The sequence below is a fragment of the Brucella sp. IR068 genome (assembly GCF_049065885.1).
In the GTDB taxonomy this organism is placed as follows: Bacteria; Pseudomonadota; Alphaproteobacteria; order Rhizobiales; family Rhizobiaceae; genus Brucella; species Brucella intermedia.
The window spans coordinates 1-13924 of sequence record NZ_JBAKHE010000010.1; the positions used below are offsets into that span (position 1 = coordinate 1).

Consider the following 13924-nt stretch of genomic DNA (forward strand, 5'->3'; position numbering starts at 1 on the left):
GAAACCGTCAAGGTCAAGGACGGCTATGCCCGTAACTTCCTGCTCCCGCAGGGCAAGGCTCTTCGTGCCAACGAAGCCAACAAGAAGAAGTTCGAAGGCCAGCGCGCCCAGCTCGAAGCCCAGAACCTGGAACGCAAGAACGAAGCCAGCGCCGTTGCTGAAAAGCTCAATGGCGAAAGCTTCATCGTCGTGCGTTCGGCTGGTGAAACCGGTCAGCTCTACGGTTCCGTTTCGACCCGTGACATTGCCGAAATCATCTCGGCCAACGGCTTCACCCTGCACCGCAACCAGGTTGAACTGAACCACCCGATCAAGAACATCGGACTGCACGAAGTTGAAGTCTCCCTGCACCCGGAAGTCCAGGTCAAGGTGGTTATCAATGTCGCCCGCTCGGCAGAAGAGGCCGAACGTCAGGCAAAGGGTGAAGACCTGACCTCCGTGGAAGCAATCTACGGCATCGAAGAAGAGCCTCTGGCTGAAGAATACTTCGACGAAGACGAAGAAGCCGAAGAACAGGCTTAACGAAAAAGGCCCCGTCAATCGATGGGGCCTTCTTTTTAGCAGATCCGGAATTGCAATCGATCTTGGCGAATCACTCAGCCAACACGATCTTGGGCTTTTTCACCATGTAGCCGTGCTGGCGCAGATGGCAGTACACAGCCTTAGCCGTATTCACCACCTGTTCACGGAACATCGGCTGTACCCGCTGACAGTCCCCGGTAGTCTTCCAGCCCTGAGCTACGATCTCGTAGTCTGCCTTCGATTTGACGACGATCTTGGCGGGGTAATTGGCTTCCTTGAGAGCGGGCATGATGGCCTTCATGGTTTTATCCTGGGCCACGTCCTCACGCACACATTCCTTTTCTCCGAAAGCTCCGTACCTGCAGACGTAGTCTCCGGCTGATGCCGTGATGGTCGATACGAACAGGGCAGCAGCTGCTATTAAGAATTTCCTCATGACACACTCCAGTCAAACCTTGAGATTTATTTCGCTGTACCCTTATCGTCTTGTTTTACCTAACGAATGCAATTGATTGCACGGACCGTCAAGCTGATTTTCTTGACTGACCAAGCAATTCTATAGTGCGAATTGCCGCAGACAGATCGGCCCGGAGGTTACTGATCTCCACACCGTCGCGGTGATGCTGATCACGCCACACGCGTTCACTGCTACTGAGCTGGCTCTCAAGGCTGGCGATACCTTCCTTCTGCTGCGATATAATCTTTCGATAGGTGTGCAAGGCCATGTTGACCGTGCTGCTCACATAGCCGTCAGGCTTCAGCCCATCCGGAACCCCGACGTTCAGAACATCTTCGTAGGTGAGCTTCTTGTCAGCTTCTTCGCAGCGGTGCTGGGCCACACGCTGGCGCATCCAGTCCATCTTCACCTTGCTGATCTTTTTCTGCGATCGGTACTTGGCTCGCTCGTGGATGCCCTTCGCGTCATGCGTGTCGACCAGTTGCATCATTTCCCTGATGGAGATTTCCATGATCAACCTTCAGCGTTCTTGATCGTGATCTCGTCGTGATCTCGTGTCAGCACAAGCAGGTAGCTCGAGCTGTAGCTGCTCTGGCTCCCATGGCATTCGAAGATCACTACAGGGGTTGGGTTGTTGACGGGGCGAGATAGATGACGAACTGCTCGCTCGAGCGCCTCCCCCATGGACCACAGGCGACTGGCTATCGTGTGTTCGCCGTTATTCGTGCGAACGTCATACCAGCGGTCGTCCTTGTGCTTACTTAGGTTCAGCATCGCCGTCCTCCTCGATAACCTGGCAGCGATGAATGTCTACAGCGCTGATGTATCCGTAGAACTCAGTGCCGGCCCACATCTCAGCCTGGCTGTCATAGTCCGAGAAAACTCCAACGATGGCCTCCACTACCGCTTCTTGAACCTCCTCCGCAGAACAATCGCTGAGCTTAGGGACAAGCGGCACATAGTCGGAGTCGTCCTCGTCCAAGCCTTCGTTGACTTCGTCGTGCTCTTCCGCACTCACGAAATTCAGGCCGTCTTCAAGCTCCTCGCGAGCATGTTTCGGCAAGTCGGAGACTTCGATCTCCATAATCACACGCAGTTTCATTCAACCCTCCTTGGGTGATGCCATCTTGGCTGATGGCCAGACAAGTGCAATTGATTGCACAACCTAGCGAACAAGTTCGTACTGGTGCCCACCCGTGACCGCGATCCCGCGAGCATCGATATCGAGCCAGTCCTTGGGGACTTTGTGCTCAGCCTCGGGCTGCCCCTCATCATTGAAGACGAGCACCTTCTCATATCCGTGGAGCACACCACCGATGCGCATGCACTTCTTCTCCACCCCGTCGATCTTCATTCTGAATGCCATCACTTGCGGCCTTTCTTCTGCTGAGCCTCGATCTCTCGGGCTATCTTGATCTTGTCTAAGGACGAGCTTCCGGTGGTCGTAGAAATCGTCCGTGTCGGTCCTCACGCGTCCGAGTTTAGGGTCGTAATGACCAATGCGTGGCGTAATCATTCTTCTCCCCACCCCTTGACTCTTTTGCCTTTCCGGAAGGCGCATAACCTTTTGCTGACTTCGAACGACCTGTTGGCGGCGGCCTCGATCATGAAGGAACGCTTCTGCTCGGTCAGATCATGCTCTTTGACTTCAACAACATGATCGACCTGCCTCGAAAGAACCCGTGCATTCTCGCTCGCAAACAGCTTGCTTGCGAAGAACGCGGGTTTTCCTGAGTCGAGATCATAGCTGTAGAGTTTCATGGCTTGTCTCCAAGCATTTCCTGAACCTTGGTGCGCAGCGCGTCGATCTCGGGATCAAAATCTTCCCAAGCTTGATCGTCGGGGCAGTGGTCGAGCAGGTAATCTTCCAGCTCACCAAGCATATGGTTGAGTACCTGAACGCGAGCCATCTCCTGTGGGTCATCCTTGATGCTCACGATCCCCTCCGCATCCCGTCGCGCAGCTCCTGAACCTTTGCCGCGTCCGCGTCCGAGAACATCGTCAGGCGCGTTCCGGTCGGGAGACGCACGATCACAGGATTGTAGCCAAACAGGTGCGTCTGCTTGCTGATGGCGAGAGCTTCTTCCTCGGTCAACACACAGCTGTTCTGGGCTGTCACGTAGCTGAACATTCATCGCCTCCGATCTTCGGAAATTTCGAGTGATGTTCCTTGAACTCCATAGGAGTTGCGAACACGGCCTCCTTGTCGGACTCGAGCTTCAGGATTGGTGGGATCACGGACTTGCAAACATTGCGCCTGTAGATCGCCAGCCCCGCGCACTGCATGTTCCGGATCGTGTGACAATTCACGAAGGTGTCGCTGTGCGCCCGCATGAGCCATTCCTCCGGTGTCGCCCCGCCGAGCCAGCCGTTGAGTGCTGTGCGCGCCCAGGGACAATCTGAACAAGGCTTCTTGTGCTGGACCTTGCCTTCGACTGCCTCGTCGCTGCTTATGAGCTGCCGGCGCTTCATTCTCCCGGCTCCAGTTCTTCCTCGACCAACTCGAAGCCGTCATCATCCGGAAACGGGCCATGGATCGTCATAGCGGGAGACAGGCTCACTTCTGGCATGGCGTCGTGGAACATGCCTCCGTAGATCGTCGGGCCCGCCCCATCGACCCCGGAAATCTCCATCGTATCGCCTACCAGCTCGTCGTACTTGGCCTGGGCTTCTTCCTCGTCCTCGGCCTGAATGTAGACCGTGGCTGCGATCATGATTTCTTTGCTGAACAGCTTCATTCTGCCCTCCTTGGCTTCCCTTGAACTTTGACTGATGACCGTCATATTGCAATTAATTGCATTAGCTGATGATCATATACGGACGCTGGATATGCTCGGCGGCGTCCGGGAACTTGGCGATGATCGTCTTCACCTGAACGGCGTCATAGCTGTGAGGCATCTTCGGCCACTTGGCTTCCATGGCTCGCATGAACTTGTGCTGCCAGCTACCGCCCGTCTTGGTTTTGATCGTGCCCATGTAGATCCATTTCTGGCCTAGATCGTCGTGGACAACTGTTCCGAGGAGCATGATGTATGGTGGACTTACCATCAGTCCCTCCATGCCTCGTCGGGGAGCTTCTTCATCGCCCGGATCTGACGAGCGCTGATCTGGTGATGAGCGATCTTGTGACGGATGCGCTTATTCTGGATTTCGATCCCCTCGAGCCGCTTCGCCTCACGCTCGTGCCACTGGGCGATCTCCTCGATCGTGTCGTTGCGGACTGTCTGGGCGTGGGCTGCCTTATAGATCGGCCTGAATGCCTGGTTCAGCTCCAGAAGCCTATCCATGGGCGGCTCATTGACGACTCTCACGTTCGACTGGTCGCATCCGTGGAAGCTGGTGCCGAACAGCCAGGCGAGTGCCCGCCCCAGATATCCGACTTCCTTCTTGCAGTACGGGCAGCAGTGTGCCGGCACCTGCTCTTTCAGCTCAGTCTGCGCGTGAGAGCTCATGTCTCGGCCTCCCCAACAAATTGTCGGCCTCTTGCTCGAGTGCCATCATGATTTCCTTTGGCAGCATGGCCGTGGCAACCAAGTAGACAGCCTCGGCGTATGCCTTCTCGCCTATTTCCTTCACCCGCTGGCGCTTGTCCGTGAGCTTCGATTGCATCGCGTAGATCTTCTTGCCGAAAAGCTCCGCATCTGCCTTGCGCCCCTCGGCCTTGGCCTGTGCGAGTGCCTCCTCGTACTGTGCCTTGATCCCTACGGTTTGCATGTAGTGATCGCGCACACTGAGGTATTCGAGCTCGACCTCCCGCAACGGTTCGGGAAGCCTGATCGCCTTCGCATAGGTCTGGATGCCTACCTGCTTGGATTTCTTGGTCAGTCCGAAGAAGGGCATTATTTGAGCGCCTCCTCGACGGGAACTTCCTGAATGCCTGGCACACGGAGGATTTTGACCGGTCCCTCGGACAGTGCCTCTATCATAGGCATAAGCATGTTGAGCCGATCCTGACCAAGGACGACGACCCCATAGGACCCGTCTTCGAGCTTCACTGTGATCTGAGCTATCTGGACCTCAGCGTGCGTACTCATTGTCGTCCTCCCCATATGCTTCGCGCACATGAACGATCCGCTCGTATTCTTCCCCTGTGGCGGTGACCTGGACCGTCTGACTCACACGCCCTTGAGCATCCAACATGTCGGCCTGTTCGATGATGACGTGACCTTCGGGGAGTCGGTCCTTTTCAGCTGCAGCGAGCTTGGCTTCGAGGGCTTCTCGATTAAGCTCTACTTCGTCCTGGAATACGAAATCCCACTCAGCGCAAAGGTAAGCGACTGCTGCACGGCACATATCATCAAGAGAGCGCATATCGACTTTGATGATGCCGTTTCCTGTTTCCTTGTGGCCGTATCGTTCCAAGACGGTCAATGCATCGTCGTCTGACGTAAACGAAAACTTGTCAGCTAACCTTTGCTCCAACTCCTTGATCTGCGCAGTCAGCGCCGCGTTGTCGGCTCTCAGGGTATGTACTTGCTCCAGCGCATCGTTTCGCTCGGTGATGAGTTCGCGGATTGTTAGGTGACGCTCATTGGCGATATTCTGCCATCGCTCCTTCTCCGCCCGTTCCGTCGCCAATAGCTCCTCAGCCTGCGAGCGTCGGACAAGCTCATCCTTGTATTTGGCCTGCGCTTCGGGACGAAGGTTTTCAATGTGGCGCAGGAGCATAACGCCCATGATCCCGCCGAGCTTGGCAACCGTCTCCAGACCCGTATCTGTAGCGGCAGGCGCGGGGGAAGACGGGAGCTTGGCCGTCATGGCGTGCCAGATGTTGTGCACGGTGGCGCGTTCGTCCTCGTTGTCCCAATCTACAGCAAGGGCCGCATCAATCATTTCGTCGGTTGCATCTGCGGGCATTGCGACTAGGGCGGTGCGGATACCTTCGAAATTCTTAGCCATGCTGGTCGACCTCCTTCTCGTGTTCGATGATCTTGGCGACCGCGGCTTCCCAGAGCTCGCGATGGTTGACCTGATACCAGTCTCCCTTCGGGCTCTTGATCCACACGCACATGCCGCTGATGTGCAGGGCTATGTCGAACTTGCCTTCGGGGGCGGTCAGCGAACCGAGGGTCGTGTGAAGGCCGATAAGCTGGTTCTCTCCCAGCTTCAGGGCTTTGCCCTCGATACCGACTGGCAGTTCTGCCGCGTATTCGACTTTCTGCTCACTCATGTCAGACCCCCGCAGCCCGCAGGACCTGAACAATGTCGGCCCACAACAAGACGGTGGCGAGAAACAGACCGAGTGCGAACACTTCGGCTACGGTATGGAGAAACTCATTCATGGCTGTCGCCCTCCTCCGGTAGGTCGACTTCGGTCAGCTCGTAGATCGAGTTGGCGCTGCCGCGGTCGTGTCCTTCTTGCTCGAACACATCGAGCGCATCTGACGGGTCCACTGCGATGGCGAGGAACGCCTCGTTATCGGCCCCGAACAGGATCAGGTAATGCTTGGTCATCATGCCCTCCTTGGCAGTGCAATTGATTGCACAATCTATGCTGCTTTATTGTCGACCTGGGTCAAGAACCGGCCATACATTTCCTTGAGGAGTGCGATGCCCGCTTCGATGCACAGGTCGGGGTCCCGCTTCATCTGGGCCATCAGGTAGCCATTGTGATGCGCCTCGTAGGCACGAGTCAGCACTGCACGCTGGTCCTGGGTCACCCCGATCGTGAAAGTCTTGGCAATCTTGAGGGCTTTCTTCCATTCGCCCTTCTGCATGTGGTCGATCACCTGAGCTGTCTTGGTCATGCGGGTCATCATGTCCCTCCAGTGCAATTGATTGCAAACTTACTTGCGCCTGGTGACGACAGGCTTAGGCTGATCGACCTTGTACACCTGGACGATCTTGTGGGCCGCATCGCCATTCTCGACCAGAACGAAATGGAAATACCCTCCGAGCGATAGCTGGGCGGCCATCGCCTCTGCCTCCACGTCAACCTGCTCCTGATCACCAAACAGCGCTATGTTCAGCTGGGGAACGGTGCTACCGCCTGCTGCTATGAGGATAAAATCCGGGGTCATCTTGCTGGTCATCTGTCTTGCCCTCCTTGGCGTGGGGAGTGTTGATTGCTCCCTATGCCTTGAACTTAACTGAGAGCATACTTGATGCAATAAGAAATGCAATTAATTGCACATATCAGGACTTATTTTTCAATTGGTCCCAACCGTCCTGAAGCGTCTTTCTGGCTGTCTCGATCAGGAGAGGCTTTGCCCTCGTCAGTACGTCGATCGTATCGGACTTCTCCTCGAGATACTTGGGTGCGAACTTCGGGTCGTGCTTCACGATCGATCGCGTATTGTCGATCAGGTCAGCGAGCTTGATGTTCTGTGAGTCAGGGCATGCGAGGGACAATCGTCTCAGGTTCTCCTCATAGCGAGCCTTCCTGTTGCCGAACTCCAGGGGAACATTCGTCAGGTCCCGCACCATGTGACCGATACGCGGTCCTAGCGTTGTTTCGATCTGTTCGATCGTGACCTGCGTGTCTTCCACCACGTCGTGGACCCACGCTGCCCCGATGACACACAGATCGTTGATACCGTGGTCCCGGAGGATCTGCACGACCGCCCGAGGATGGACGATGTACGGATTGCCCGTGTACTTGCGGGTCTGACCTATTGCTGAATGCGCCGCTGTTGCGAACGCCATTGCCATCATATCAATCATGGCTTTCCGCCTCTCTGTTTCTTCATAATTCTTCCATTGGGGCAAATGCACCAAACACGGTCGCCGCACTCATGACCTGCAGGGGTGAACACCTTGCCTCGCGTGTCGATGATGCCATGATTGCCGCACAAGCAGCAGTGTCCTGTGTCGGAGAACTCGTCCAACCATAGCGATGCCATCTGAGTTTTAGTGATCGGCTTCGGCATATGTGGTCAATCCTCTTCTGTCGGGTAATCCGTGACCCCGCGCTTGGCGTCCTCGTACCCACGATCATACTCGGCCTTGTGCCTGTCGCTCCAATGCCCCCACGGCCTCCTGCTCCAGCCGTAGCCAAAGTGTGCCTGTGCTTGTCCGTATGCCTGCCGGAGAGACGGGTTCTCCCGTATCTTCTGGTCGTGCTCTGCGAAGTTGACTTCGGTCATGTCGGCTTACTTCCCTAGTATGCGAAAGCAATGGCCAGATCGTCGATCTCACCGCCCGCTTCCTTCAGGGCGTGCATTACATTCGGCCAGCCTTCGAAAACCTGCACACCTTCGACCGGGCCTCCGAACATGAGCATGTGCTCGTCCTTCACGTCCTCTGCGCCGGGTAGGTCAGCGCACTGCCAACGATCATAGTCGTCCTTCTTGATAAGGCCGAAACTGCCGGTGCTGCCACTCCTGTCGACGGATACGATCACCACAAACTTCGTCATGTCTTTCTCCTTCAATCGTATCTTGGCTTAGGGCCTGACGTTTGCAATTGATTGCACAACTCAACCTATCCCGGAGATACCTTTCGTAAGCAGGGCTGCGTCCTCTGCTGGAAGGTCGGTGATGACGAACTCCTTCCAGATCGATCGGGGGATCATCTTGGCAGGTATCTGTGTCGCCCCACTCATTCCCGCGGCCACATACCGATGATGACCGTCCACGAGCAGATGCCTTCCGTCTGGCCAGTGGAGAGCGAGGACAGGCGTTTCGATCCTGACTCCCAGGAGGCGCCTCACCCTGTGCTGTTCGATCCCGCGCTTCTCGAGGAAGAACTGAACGACTTCGGGTAACACGTCGATTTGCACGGTCTTCCTGGTCCGCACCTTCCAACTCTTGGTCATGGCCGTGATGTTGAAATGGTGCGTCTCTCCGGTGACGTCATCGACGTGGGAGAAGACTTCGTCCATTGGACCCATGTCTTTCATCTTCATCAGTGCAGCCCTACCCTGATACCTACGAGTTGGGTCTGGACAAACCGCACTAAGGCCAGTGCGTCCTTCCGTCTCTTGAAGAACAAGCAGCACGAGCCGCTTCCACGCCCATAAGTGTACGTGTCCCACTTGTCGTATCGTGGCCCCACATTCTTGTTCAGCCAGCCTAACACCCACGGGTTCACCACCCAGAACTCGCTCTTGTCCTTCCATGTATGCGTCTTGCCGTCCTTGTCAGTGTAGGACTGGTCGAACACCACTTCGGTCTTCTCCCAGACTATCTGGTGGGCGTACGTTCTGAGGCCCGCGTTCAGCGTGTTGATCTGTTTGCAATAAACGTCTTCAAACGAGACAAGCGCTCGATAGTCGTCCCGGAAATCTGGAACTCCTTCTGGCGGTCCTGGCCTGTGTGCGTGCGGGTCGGCCTGATCGTGGATGAAGAACACATTGTCCGAGCCGATCGTCATGCCGTGCTTGTGCTTGACGTACTTGGTCATGGCTGGGTCTCCTTCACGGGGTACTGGTCTAGCCAGGCGTCGTAGGCTTCGTGATCGATCAGGCCCCCGTATGCGAAGGCACCCGGATTGAGCTTGCTGTACTCGGCAATGCGTGCGGTCCCCCAGAGTACGAAGCCTACCATGTGTCCTCCCGGCCAGTCTTTCTTGTCTTGCTCGAGCTGCTCCTCGGGAGAACGGCCATGCACGCGGGCATAGTTTGCATATCGGGAGTTCCATTCTTTGGTCATGCTCGCCTCACCAGAAACGCCAGAGCGAGCATGAGAAGGAACAGGCCGTCCGCGATCAACTCCGTGCCAGACTGTGGCTTACGGTTCCAACCGAAGTAGCTGTTCAGGTGAATGAACCAGACGGCTGCTATGAAAAGGATGATCGGGTTCATGCTTCCACCCTCTCGAAACGGCCATCTATGAACTCCTTCTTGGCTCTCGCCCATAGGCTGTTGTCGGCAAGAGACTGGTAAATGACCACCTGCCCATACTGCGTATTAGGCTCCTTCTGTACCGTGACGGGGAGCATCATGGTCACCACCGCGGTCGGGCTCGGTTCTGGCCTCTGGGGGCTGAGCGTCAACCACCTGCGTGTCAGGCCCGTGTGCATCCAGAGGAAGCACTCCTGGTCGTCGAAGCACAGTTCTATGTGCAGTTCCGCTACGAGGACCACCCGATAGGTCGTCCCGCGTTTCTTATGGCGCCATGTCGTTCCAATAAGCGTTGCCATCATCCTTCTCCCGCGTAATCGTCAGGGAGGCGTTCGGTCAGATCCCCTGGATGAAGGCGGCCACGCTCGGAAGACCAGTACCCCTTCTCATAACCAGGACGACCGGGAACACCGGGATACCAGTCATCGGCATACCAATCGGTGCCGTCGCCGGGGACACGTTGCTCGAGGCGAACAACCCCGCCATAGATGGTGCGGAAAACCTGACCCGGCTCCAGCTCATACCGTCGTTCATACCAATCGATCTGTTCTGCCATCAGTCTTTCACCTCCGTGCTCATGCGGGATAGAAGTTCGGCCCGCAGCTTCTGGTCATATTCTTCGTGGTATCGGTTCTCAGCTGCCGACGTCGTCCAATCGTACCAGCCATAATTGAGACCAAACTCGTCCAGCAATTCTTCGTTCGAGAGCTTCGTGACGTCTGGTACTGGTCGTTCACGCTTCCCACGCTTGCTCATCACGCGGCCTCCGCTCGATACGGGTGCTTCATCAGATTGAGCTGCCCGCAGCGGAGGCACTTGCGATAAGGCCCCTCTTCCGAGTCGATATTGTCGATCCATTCGTGCTGGGCCGGCTCTTCGAGAATGACCATGAGTAACGAATGACACACCGGGAACGGGTTCATGACCGGTCCTTCGACTGTCAGATCAAAGAGCGAGACAAGGCCCTGATCGTAGAGGTCGGCGTCGGTTACTTCTGAGAGGTTCATCACACCACCCCCAGCACATCGAGGGCTGAGGGTGGATCAATTCTCCACCGCTCCCGACAAAGCTCGTCGTGTCTACGCTTGAGTGCCTGACTGGCCTGGTCGAACGGTGTCTGTTCGATTTCATCCAGCTCCTGATCTATCTCAACGAGGCGAGCTTTCTCGGCAACGGTGAACTCTATTTGCATGACGCAAAATCCTTATGCAATTAATTGCAAACTTATGCTGCCCGGAGGATCAGCACGTTATCCTGAACCTCGGCAATCGCTCCGGTCATGGTCTCGTAATGGGCGACCCGGATCTTCAACTCGAGGGTGGCGGTGTGAGCGGTGGCGTGAACTTCACGTCCTGCGAGGAATATGTCCTCCCAGCTCCCGCCGTTCAGCTGTTCCTGACAGCGTACGACGAAACCGTCGACCTGCTCCGTGACGAACCATCGTCTTGTGAGCTGATCATTCACCCTGATGCTGTGTACCGTGGCCATCATCTGCCCTCCTTGGCTTAATGGTCTTGGGGAAATTCCCCTTGCCCGTACTTTATCTTGGTACGTACCCGATGCAAGAAGAATTGCAATTAATTGCACGAGAATTTCTGATTTTCTCAACGACGCAACATTTTCTCAGGCACGCTACATTTTCTCAGCAGCGCAACATCGACCGCGCGCGCCACCACCCGCATCAGAATGTCCCGTACACCTGCCGCCTGCACACCACGCAGGGTCGGTACGGACTTAGGCGAACTTTATCAACTTCTGAGCGGGACTTACCTGCTCTCTCTGTTTTCTGGTGGAGGGGGTATCTGGACGCTCTCTATCAGCCAGGGGGCGTTCATGGCTTTCAGTATCTCTCTCGGTATGTGTAGGAGGATACTTGTTAGAAGCCTTGGATTTTCGGGCTTTTATGGCTGTATGAGGCTTGTCAGTATAGGTGGTAAAACAGGGGGATTTCGTGCGTCCCCGGAAATGTCCTTCGGGGGAGTTGGGACATATGATTTTGTCCCGAGAATGTTCTCCCCGCGAAGGTGTCGGAAGGGGAATTATTACTCCCCGTGCACTGCCTTTACGATAGCGTTGAACAGTGCTGCCTTGTTCACTTCATGTATGTTCGGGTTCCCCAGAATTGTTTGGCGGGCCTTTCTGGCTTCCTTGAGTGTCGGATAGGTGAGCTTCACCGTATCTGAGTTTTGTAGGAGCATGAAGCTGAACTCGTTTGATGATGTGTTCAGTATTGGTCCCGCGAAACCGGTCGTCGATGATTTCAGAGCGGTTTCCCGCCGTTTGACGGTTCTGGTGTTTTTCATATCGTCACCTTTCATCCTGTTTTGCAATTAATTGCATTATGGAGTGATCGGAGAAGGCTTCGAAGAAAGGCATCACAATTTAATGGGATGCTTTTCTAGCAGGTCTTCAGTATCCGAGGTGCTCCACGATCTTCATCAGAGCCTGTTCCTTGTTTATCAGGCCATTGTTTGTTTTTGAGGCTCCATACTTCAGTAGCAGTTTCTCCAGTCGCTTCTTTTCTTGTGGTGAGAATCTGAATAGTAGGACCTTCTCCTCTTTTGTTATTTCTTCCCCACGTAGCACCTTGTCGAGATCAGAGGCTTTGTACTGTTCGGCCAGTTGAAGCTTCTCTTTGTAATTCTCTGCCGTGACGTGTGGTGCAATGCTTTTTAGTTTCGTCCACCCGATCGCTTTCAATCGATCATGGTCAACCGGCAGATTGTAGAAAGCCTTTCCGATATCGATGAGATAGTAGGTTTTGCGCCGTCCCAACCCGGACTGCTCGTGAAACTCCTTCACGTCGTAGATGTTGTTTTCCTGCAGTTCCCACAAGACGATGCTGAGCTCTAGCAGGTTGTTGTCGACGTCTTCAGCGAGTTTGTAAGCTCTTTTCAAAAGCTTCTTGCTCGCCTCCGTCTTAGACAAGGCTGTCGTATCAATCATTAGTTTAGTGCCTCTCGTCTTAAACATCGGCACCGGCATACGAGCCAGGACCGAATTTGTTGATCTTGGTTCGAGTATCGCCGTTGCAATCAAATGCACACCGTTACTCATAGTATATCGACCTCTGCGAGCTTTTCCCCGCTCACGAAAGCGGGAAGAGGTAAGTCGTCGTCCAGATTGGATATCTTGTCGGTGAATGGATTATACGTTCCCCCCGCGGGTATTTTTATGTCCCGCATGAATATGTTGAGAAAGGATGGGTAGCTCAGAACCTCGATGCCTTGTGTCTGCGCGTGCTTGGCTTTCACAGTGTCTCTGCGACTCGCAACCAGCAGGTGTGTATCCGAGCGGATGCTTGACTGCACCGTGATCCCGAGGGACACGCATGCCGCCCTTAAACTATCCCGCGTGATCAACTCGCCATTCTGCCTCATCGCAGGTCCTGTGAACACGACATTTAATTGCACAGTTGCGCCCTCCTTGGCTAGACCCACTTCTTACCTTAACGTCATGTTTTAACGTGGTTGAAGCAAGAGCAATTGCAATTAATTGCAATCTGTGACGAAAATTTGGTTATTGTTTCAAGGCTTAGGCGGGAGCCTCAGCCCCCAACGCAATCCGGTAACCCGCCGGTATCCCATCTGACGTTCCACAGGATTGTCGATCTCCTCATCGGTGAACATGCACCGATTTCGGGACTGGTGGTAATGCATTGCACAACTGGACAGGTCGTGGCTCATCGCCTCGAGCATGAGACAGAGTTCCTGGGTTTCCTCAGCCGACAGACTGCCTCCTTCATAGGTGCCGTCGAGCAGAATACGACCGTAAGAAGTGGTCTTCCCGAATGATCCACCGCTGGTGATAGATATCGTGCCGGGATACTTGCTACCCTTCCCGACCATACCAATCACCAGATCTCCATCCAGGAACGTGCTGCGCATGCGTATGCGAGGGAAGGTCAGGTATTTGCGGGCGTGCTCGAAATGCCAGCGCAACCTCCCGAACGGCCCCTCCGGGAAGGTGAACAAGTCTTTCTGAGGACCTGCCTTCACTACGGCGAGCTGCTCTCGCAGGTATTTCTCCTGAAGTCCGGTGAAGCTCCCTCTCTGCAGGAAAGTCAGCACCAGCCCCCTGTCCCCCAACTGTAGGAGTGGCAGCCCCTCCCTCAGCATCTTCAGTTCTTCGGCTTTCATGTTACCTCCTTTTCAAAAGCGAAG

At 55.1% G+C, this 13924-nt stretch carries 36 protein-coding genes; 1 reads left to right on the forward strand and 35 read right to left on the reverse strand.

Annotated elements, in window-relative coordinates:
* Positions 1–522: 50S ribosomal protein L9 (gene rplI, locus ACOWVS_RS16485; protein WP_420973054.1), on the forward strand; the 522-nt coding region annotated here is incomplete at its 5' end.
* Between the two features lie 70 nt (positions 523–592).
* Here rplI and ACOWVS_RS16490 read toward each other — a convergent pair.
* The 35 genes from ACOWVS_RS16490 to ACOWVS_RS16660 all read right to left on the reverse strand — a co-directional run bounded on the left by ACOWVS_RS16490 (position 593) and on the right by ACOWVS_RS16660 (position 13900).
* Complete coding sequence (locus ACOWVS_RS16490; protein ID WP_075042199.1) at positions 593–958, reverse strand: hypothetical protein; 366 nt, start codon at positions 956–958, stop codon at positions 593–595.
* Between the two features lie 88 nt (positions 959–1046).
* Positions 1047–1490 (reverse strand): hypothetical protein, encoded by a 444-nt coding sequence (locus ACOWVS_RS16495; RefSeq protein ID WP_075042198.1) that lies wholly within the window; start codon positions 1488–1490, stop codon positions 1047–1049.
* 2 nt (positions 1491–1492) lie between these two features.
* Complete coding sequence (locus ACOWVS_RS16500; RefSeq protein ID WP_075042197.1) at positions 1493–1753, reverse strand: hypothetical protein; 261 nt, start codon at positions 1751–1753, stop codon at positions 1493–1495.
* A complete protein-coding gene (locus tag ACOWVS_RS16505) occupies positions 1737–2081 on the reverse strand; it encodes a hypothetical protein (RefSeq protein WP_075042196.1) in 345 nt (114 codons plus the stop codon). Before ACOWVS_RS16505 ends, ACOWVS_RS16500 begins: the two co-directional genes overlap by 17 nt.
* A 63-nt stretch (positions 2082–2144) precedes the next feature.
* The gene (locus tag ACOWVS_RS16510) at positions 2145–2495 is read right to left on the reverse strand and encodes a hypothetical protein (RefSeq protein ID WP_075042195.1); all 351 of its coding nucleotides are present in this window, start codon (positions 2493–2495) and stop codon (positions 2145–2147) included.
* On the reverse strand, positions 2492–2740 hold the full coding sequence (locus ACOWVS_RS16515; RefSeq protein ID WP_075042194.1) for a hypothetical protein: 249 nt from the start codon (positions 2738–2740) through the stop codon (positions 2492–2494). The genes ACOWVS_RS16510 and ACOWVS_RS16515 overlap by 4 nt, the downstream gene beginning before the upstream one ends.
* Positions 2737–2916 (reverse strand): hypothetical protein, encoded by a 180-nt coding sequence (locus ACOWVS_RS16520; protein WP_075042193.1) that lies wholly within the window; start codon positions 2914–2916, stop codon positions 2737–2739. The genes ACOWVS_RS16515 and ACOWVS_RS16520 overlap by 4 nt, the downstream gene beginning before the upstream one ends.
* Positions 2913–3110, reverse strand: coding sequence for a hypothetical protein (locus ACOWVS_RS16525; RefSeq protein WP_075042192.1), 198 nt, complete (start codon positions 3108–3110; stop codon positions 2913–2915). Before ACOWVS_RS16525 ends, ACOWVS_RS16520 begins: the two co-directional genes overlap by 4 nt.
* Positions 3095–3451 carry a hypothetical protein gene (locus ACOWVS_RS16530; protein ID WP_075042191.1) on the reverse strand — a complete coding sequence of 119 codons (357 nt, stop codon included), beginning with the start codon at positions 3449–3451 and terminating at the stop codon, positions 3095–3097. Before ACOWVS_RS16530 ends, ACOWVS_RS16525 begins: the two co-directional genes overlap by 16 nt.
* Complete coding sequence (locus ACOWVS_RS16535; RefSeq protein ID WP_075042190.1) at positions 3448–3717, reverse strand: hypothetical protein; 270 nt, start codon at positions 3715–3717, stop codon at positions 3448–3450. The genes ACOWVS_RS16530 and ACOWVS_RS16535 overlap by 4 nt, the downstream gene beginning before the upstream one ends.
* A 61-nt stretch (positions 3718–3778) precedes the next feature.
* On the reverse strand, positions 3779–4027 hold the full coding sequence (locus ACOWVS_RS16540) for a hypothetical protein (protein WP_075042189.1): 249 nt from the start codon (positions 4025–4027) through the stop codon (positions 3779–3781).
* On the reverse strand, positions 4027–4431 hold the full coding sequence (locus ACOWVS_RS16545) for a hypothetical protein (protein WP_075042188.1): 405 nt from the start codon (positions 4429–4431) through the stop codon (positions 4027–4029). The genes ACOWVS_RS16540 and ACOWVS_RS16545 overlap by 1 nt, the downstream gene beginning before the upstream one ends.
* Positions 4409–4819 (reverse strand): hypothetical protein, encoded by a 411-nt coding sequence (locus tag ACOWVS_RS16550; RefSeq protein WP_075042187.1) that lies wholly within the window; start codon positions 4817–4819, stop codon positions 4409–4411. The genes ACOWVS_RS16545 and ACOWVS_RS16550 overlap by 23 nt, the downstream gene beginning before the upstream one ends.
* Positions 4819–5013 (reverse strand): hypothetical protein, encoded by a 195-nt coding sequence (locus ACOWVS_RS16555; protein ID WP_075042186.1) that lies wholly within the window; start codon positions 5011–5013, stop codon positions 4819–4821. The genes ACOWVS_RS16550 and ACOWVS_RS16555 overlap by 1 nt, the downstream gene beginning before the upstream one ends.
* Complete coding sequence (locus tag ACOWVS_RS16560; protein ID WP_075042185.1) at positions 4997–5878, reverse strand: hypothetical protein; 882 nt, start codon at positions 5876–5878, stop codon at positions 4997–4999. Before ACOWVS_RS16560 ends, ACOWVS_RS16555 begins: the two co-directional genes overlap by 17 nt.
* Positions 5871–6149 carry a hypothetical protein gene (locus ACOWVS_RS16565; protein WP_075042184.1) on the reverse strand — a complete coding sequence of 93 codons (279 nt, stop codon included), beginning with the start codon at positions 6147–6149 and terminating at the stop codon, positions 5871–5873. The genes ACOWVS_RS16560 and ACOWVS_RS16565 overlap by 8 nt, the downstream gene beginning before the upstream one ends.
* Before the next feature lie 104 nt (positions 6150–6253).
* Positions 6254–6433: a hypothetical protein gene (locus ACOWVS_RS16570; RefSeq protein WP_139309290.1), complete on the reverse strand. Its 180-nt coding sequence runs from the start codon at positions 6431–6433 to the stop codon at positions 6254–6256.
* 35 nt (positions 6434–6468) lie between these two features.
* Positions 6469–6735 (reverse strand): hypothetical protein, encoded by a 267-nt coding sequence (locus ACOWVS_RS16575; RefSeq protein WP_170873278.1) that lies wholly within the window; start codon positions 6733–6735, stop codon positions 6469–6471.
* Between the two features lie 30 nt (positions 6736–6765).
* Positions 6766–7011, reverse strand: a complete 246-nt coding sequence (locus tag ACOWVS_RS16580) for a hypothetical protein (RefSeq protein WP_075042181.1) — start codon at positions 7009–7011, stop codon at positions 6766–6768.
* A gap of 103 nt (positions 7012–7114) precedes the next feature.
* The gene (locus ACOWVS_RS16585) at positions 7115–7624 is read right to left on the reverse strand and encodes an HD domain-containing protein (RefSeq protein ID WP_170873277.1); all 510 of its coding nucleotides are present in this window, start codon (positions 7622–7624) and stop codon (positions 7115–7117) included.
* Positions 7625–7854: 230 nt separating this feature from the next.
* Positions 7855–8064, reverse strand: coding sequence for a hypothetical protein (locus ACOWVS_RS16590; RefSeq protein ID WP_075042179.1), 210 nt, complete (start codon positions 8062–8064; stop codon positions 7855–7857).
* A gap of 14 nt (positions 8065–8078) precedes the next feature.
* Positions 8079–8336, reverse strand: coding sequence for a hypothetical protein (locus ACOWVS_RS16595; RefSeq protein WP_075042178.1), 258 nt, complete (start codon positions 8334–8336; stop codon positions 8079–8081).
* A 60-nt stretch (positions 8337–8396) separates the two neighbouring features.
* A complete protein-coding gene (locus tag ACOWVS_RS16600; RefSeq protein ID WP_075042177.1) occupies positions 8397–8825 on the reverse strand; it encodes a ParB/Srx family N-terminal domain-containing protein in 429 nt (142 codons plus the stop codon).
* Positions 8825–9322 (reverse strand): hypothetical protein, encoded by a 498-nt coding sequence (locus tag ACOWVS_RS16605; RefSeq protein ID WP_075042176.1) that lies wholly within the window; start codon positions 9320–9322, stop codon positions 8825–8827. The genes ACOWVS_RS16600 and ACOWVS_RS16605 overlap by 1 nt, the downstream gene beginning before the upstream one ends.
* The gene (locus tag ACOWVS_RS16610; RefSeq protein ID WP_170873276.1) at positions 9319–9465 is read right to left on the reverse strand and encodes a hypothetical protein; all 147 of its coding nucleotides are present in this window, start codon (positions 9463–9465) and stop codon (positions 9319–9321) included. The genes ACOWVS_RS16605 and ACOWVS_RS16610 overlap by 4 nt, the downstream gene beginning before the upstream one ends.
* Before the next feature lie 101 nt (positions 9466–9566).
* Positions 9567–9722 carry a hypothetical protein gene (locus tag ACOWVS_RS16615; RefSeq protein ID WP_170873275.1) on the reverse strand — a complete coding sequence of 52 codons (156 nt, stop codon included), beginning with the start codon at positions 9720–9722 and terminating at the stop codon, positions 9567–9569.
* Complete coding sequence (locus tag ACOWVS_RS16620) at positions 9719–9862, reverse strand: hypothetical protein (protein WP_170873274.1); 144 nt, start codon at positions 9860–9862, stop codon at positions 9719–9721. The genes ACOWVS_RS16615 and ACOWVS_RS16620 overlap by 4 nt, the downstream gene beginning before the upstream one ends.
* A 197-nt stretch (positions 9863–10059) precedes the next feature.
* A complete protein-coding gene (locus ACOWVS_RS16625; protein WP_075042173.1) occupies positions 10060–10317 on the reverse strand; it encodes a hypothetical protein in 258 nt (85 codons plus the stop codon).
* Positions 10317–10517, reverse strand: a complete 201-nt coding sequence (locus tag ACOWVS_RS16630) for a hypothetical protein (protein WP_075042172.1) — start codon at positions 10515–10517, stop codon at positions 10317–10319. The genes ACOWVS_RS16625 and ACOWVS_RS16630 overlap by 1 nt, the downstream gene beginning before the upstream one ends.
* Complete coding sequence (locus ACOWVS_RS16635) at positions 10517–10768, reverse strand: hypothetical protein (RefSeq protein WP_075042171.1); 252 nt, start codon at positions 10766–10768, stop codon at positions 10517–10519. Before ACOWVS_RS16635 ends, ACOWVS_RS16630 begins: the two co-directional genes overlap by 1 nt.
* On the reverse strand, positions 10768–10953 hold the full coding sequence (locus tag ACOWVS_RS16640) for a hypothetical protein (RefSeq protein WP_075042170.1): 186 nt from the start codon (positions 10951–10953) through the stop codon (positions 10768–10770). The genes ACOWVS_RS16635 and ACOWVS_RS16640 overlap by 1 nt, the downstream gene beginning before the upstream one ends.
* A 32-nt stretch (positions 10954–10985) precedes the next feature.
* Complete coding sequence (locus tag ACOWVS_RS16645; protein ID WP_075042169.1) at positions 10986–11252, reverse strand: hypothetical protein; 267 nt, start codon at positions 11250–11252, stop codon at positions 10986–10988.
* Positions 11253–11803: 551 nt separating this feature from the next.
* Positions 11804–12064 (reverse strand): hypothetical protein, encoded by a 261-nt coding sequence (locus ACOWVS_RS16650; RefSeq protein WP_139309287.1) that lies wholly within the window; start codon positions 12062–12064, stop codon positions 11804–11806.
* A gap of 106 nt (positions 12065–12170) precedes the next feature.
* Positions 12171–12707, reverse strand: a complete 537-nt coding sequence (locus ACOWVS_RS16655; RefSeq protein ID WP_139309286.1) for a hypothetical protein — start codon at positions 12705–12707, stop codon at positions 12171–12173.
* 581 nt (positions 12708–13288) lie between these two features.
* Positions 13289–13900, reverse strand: a complete 612-nt coding sequence (locus ACOWVS_RS16660; RefSeq protein ID WP_075042166.1) for a hypothetical protein — start codon at positions 13898–13900, stop codon at positions 13289–13291.
* Positions 13901–13924: the final 24 nt, after the last annotated feature.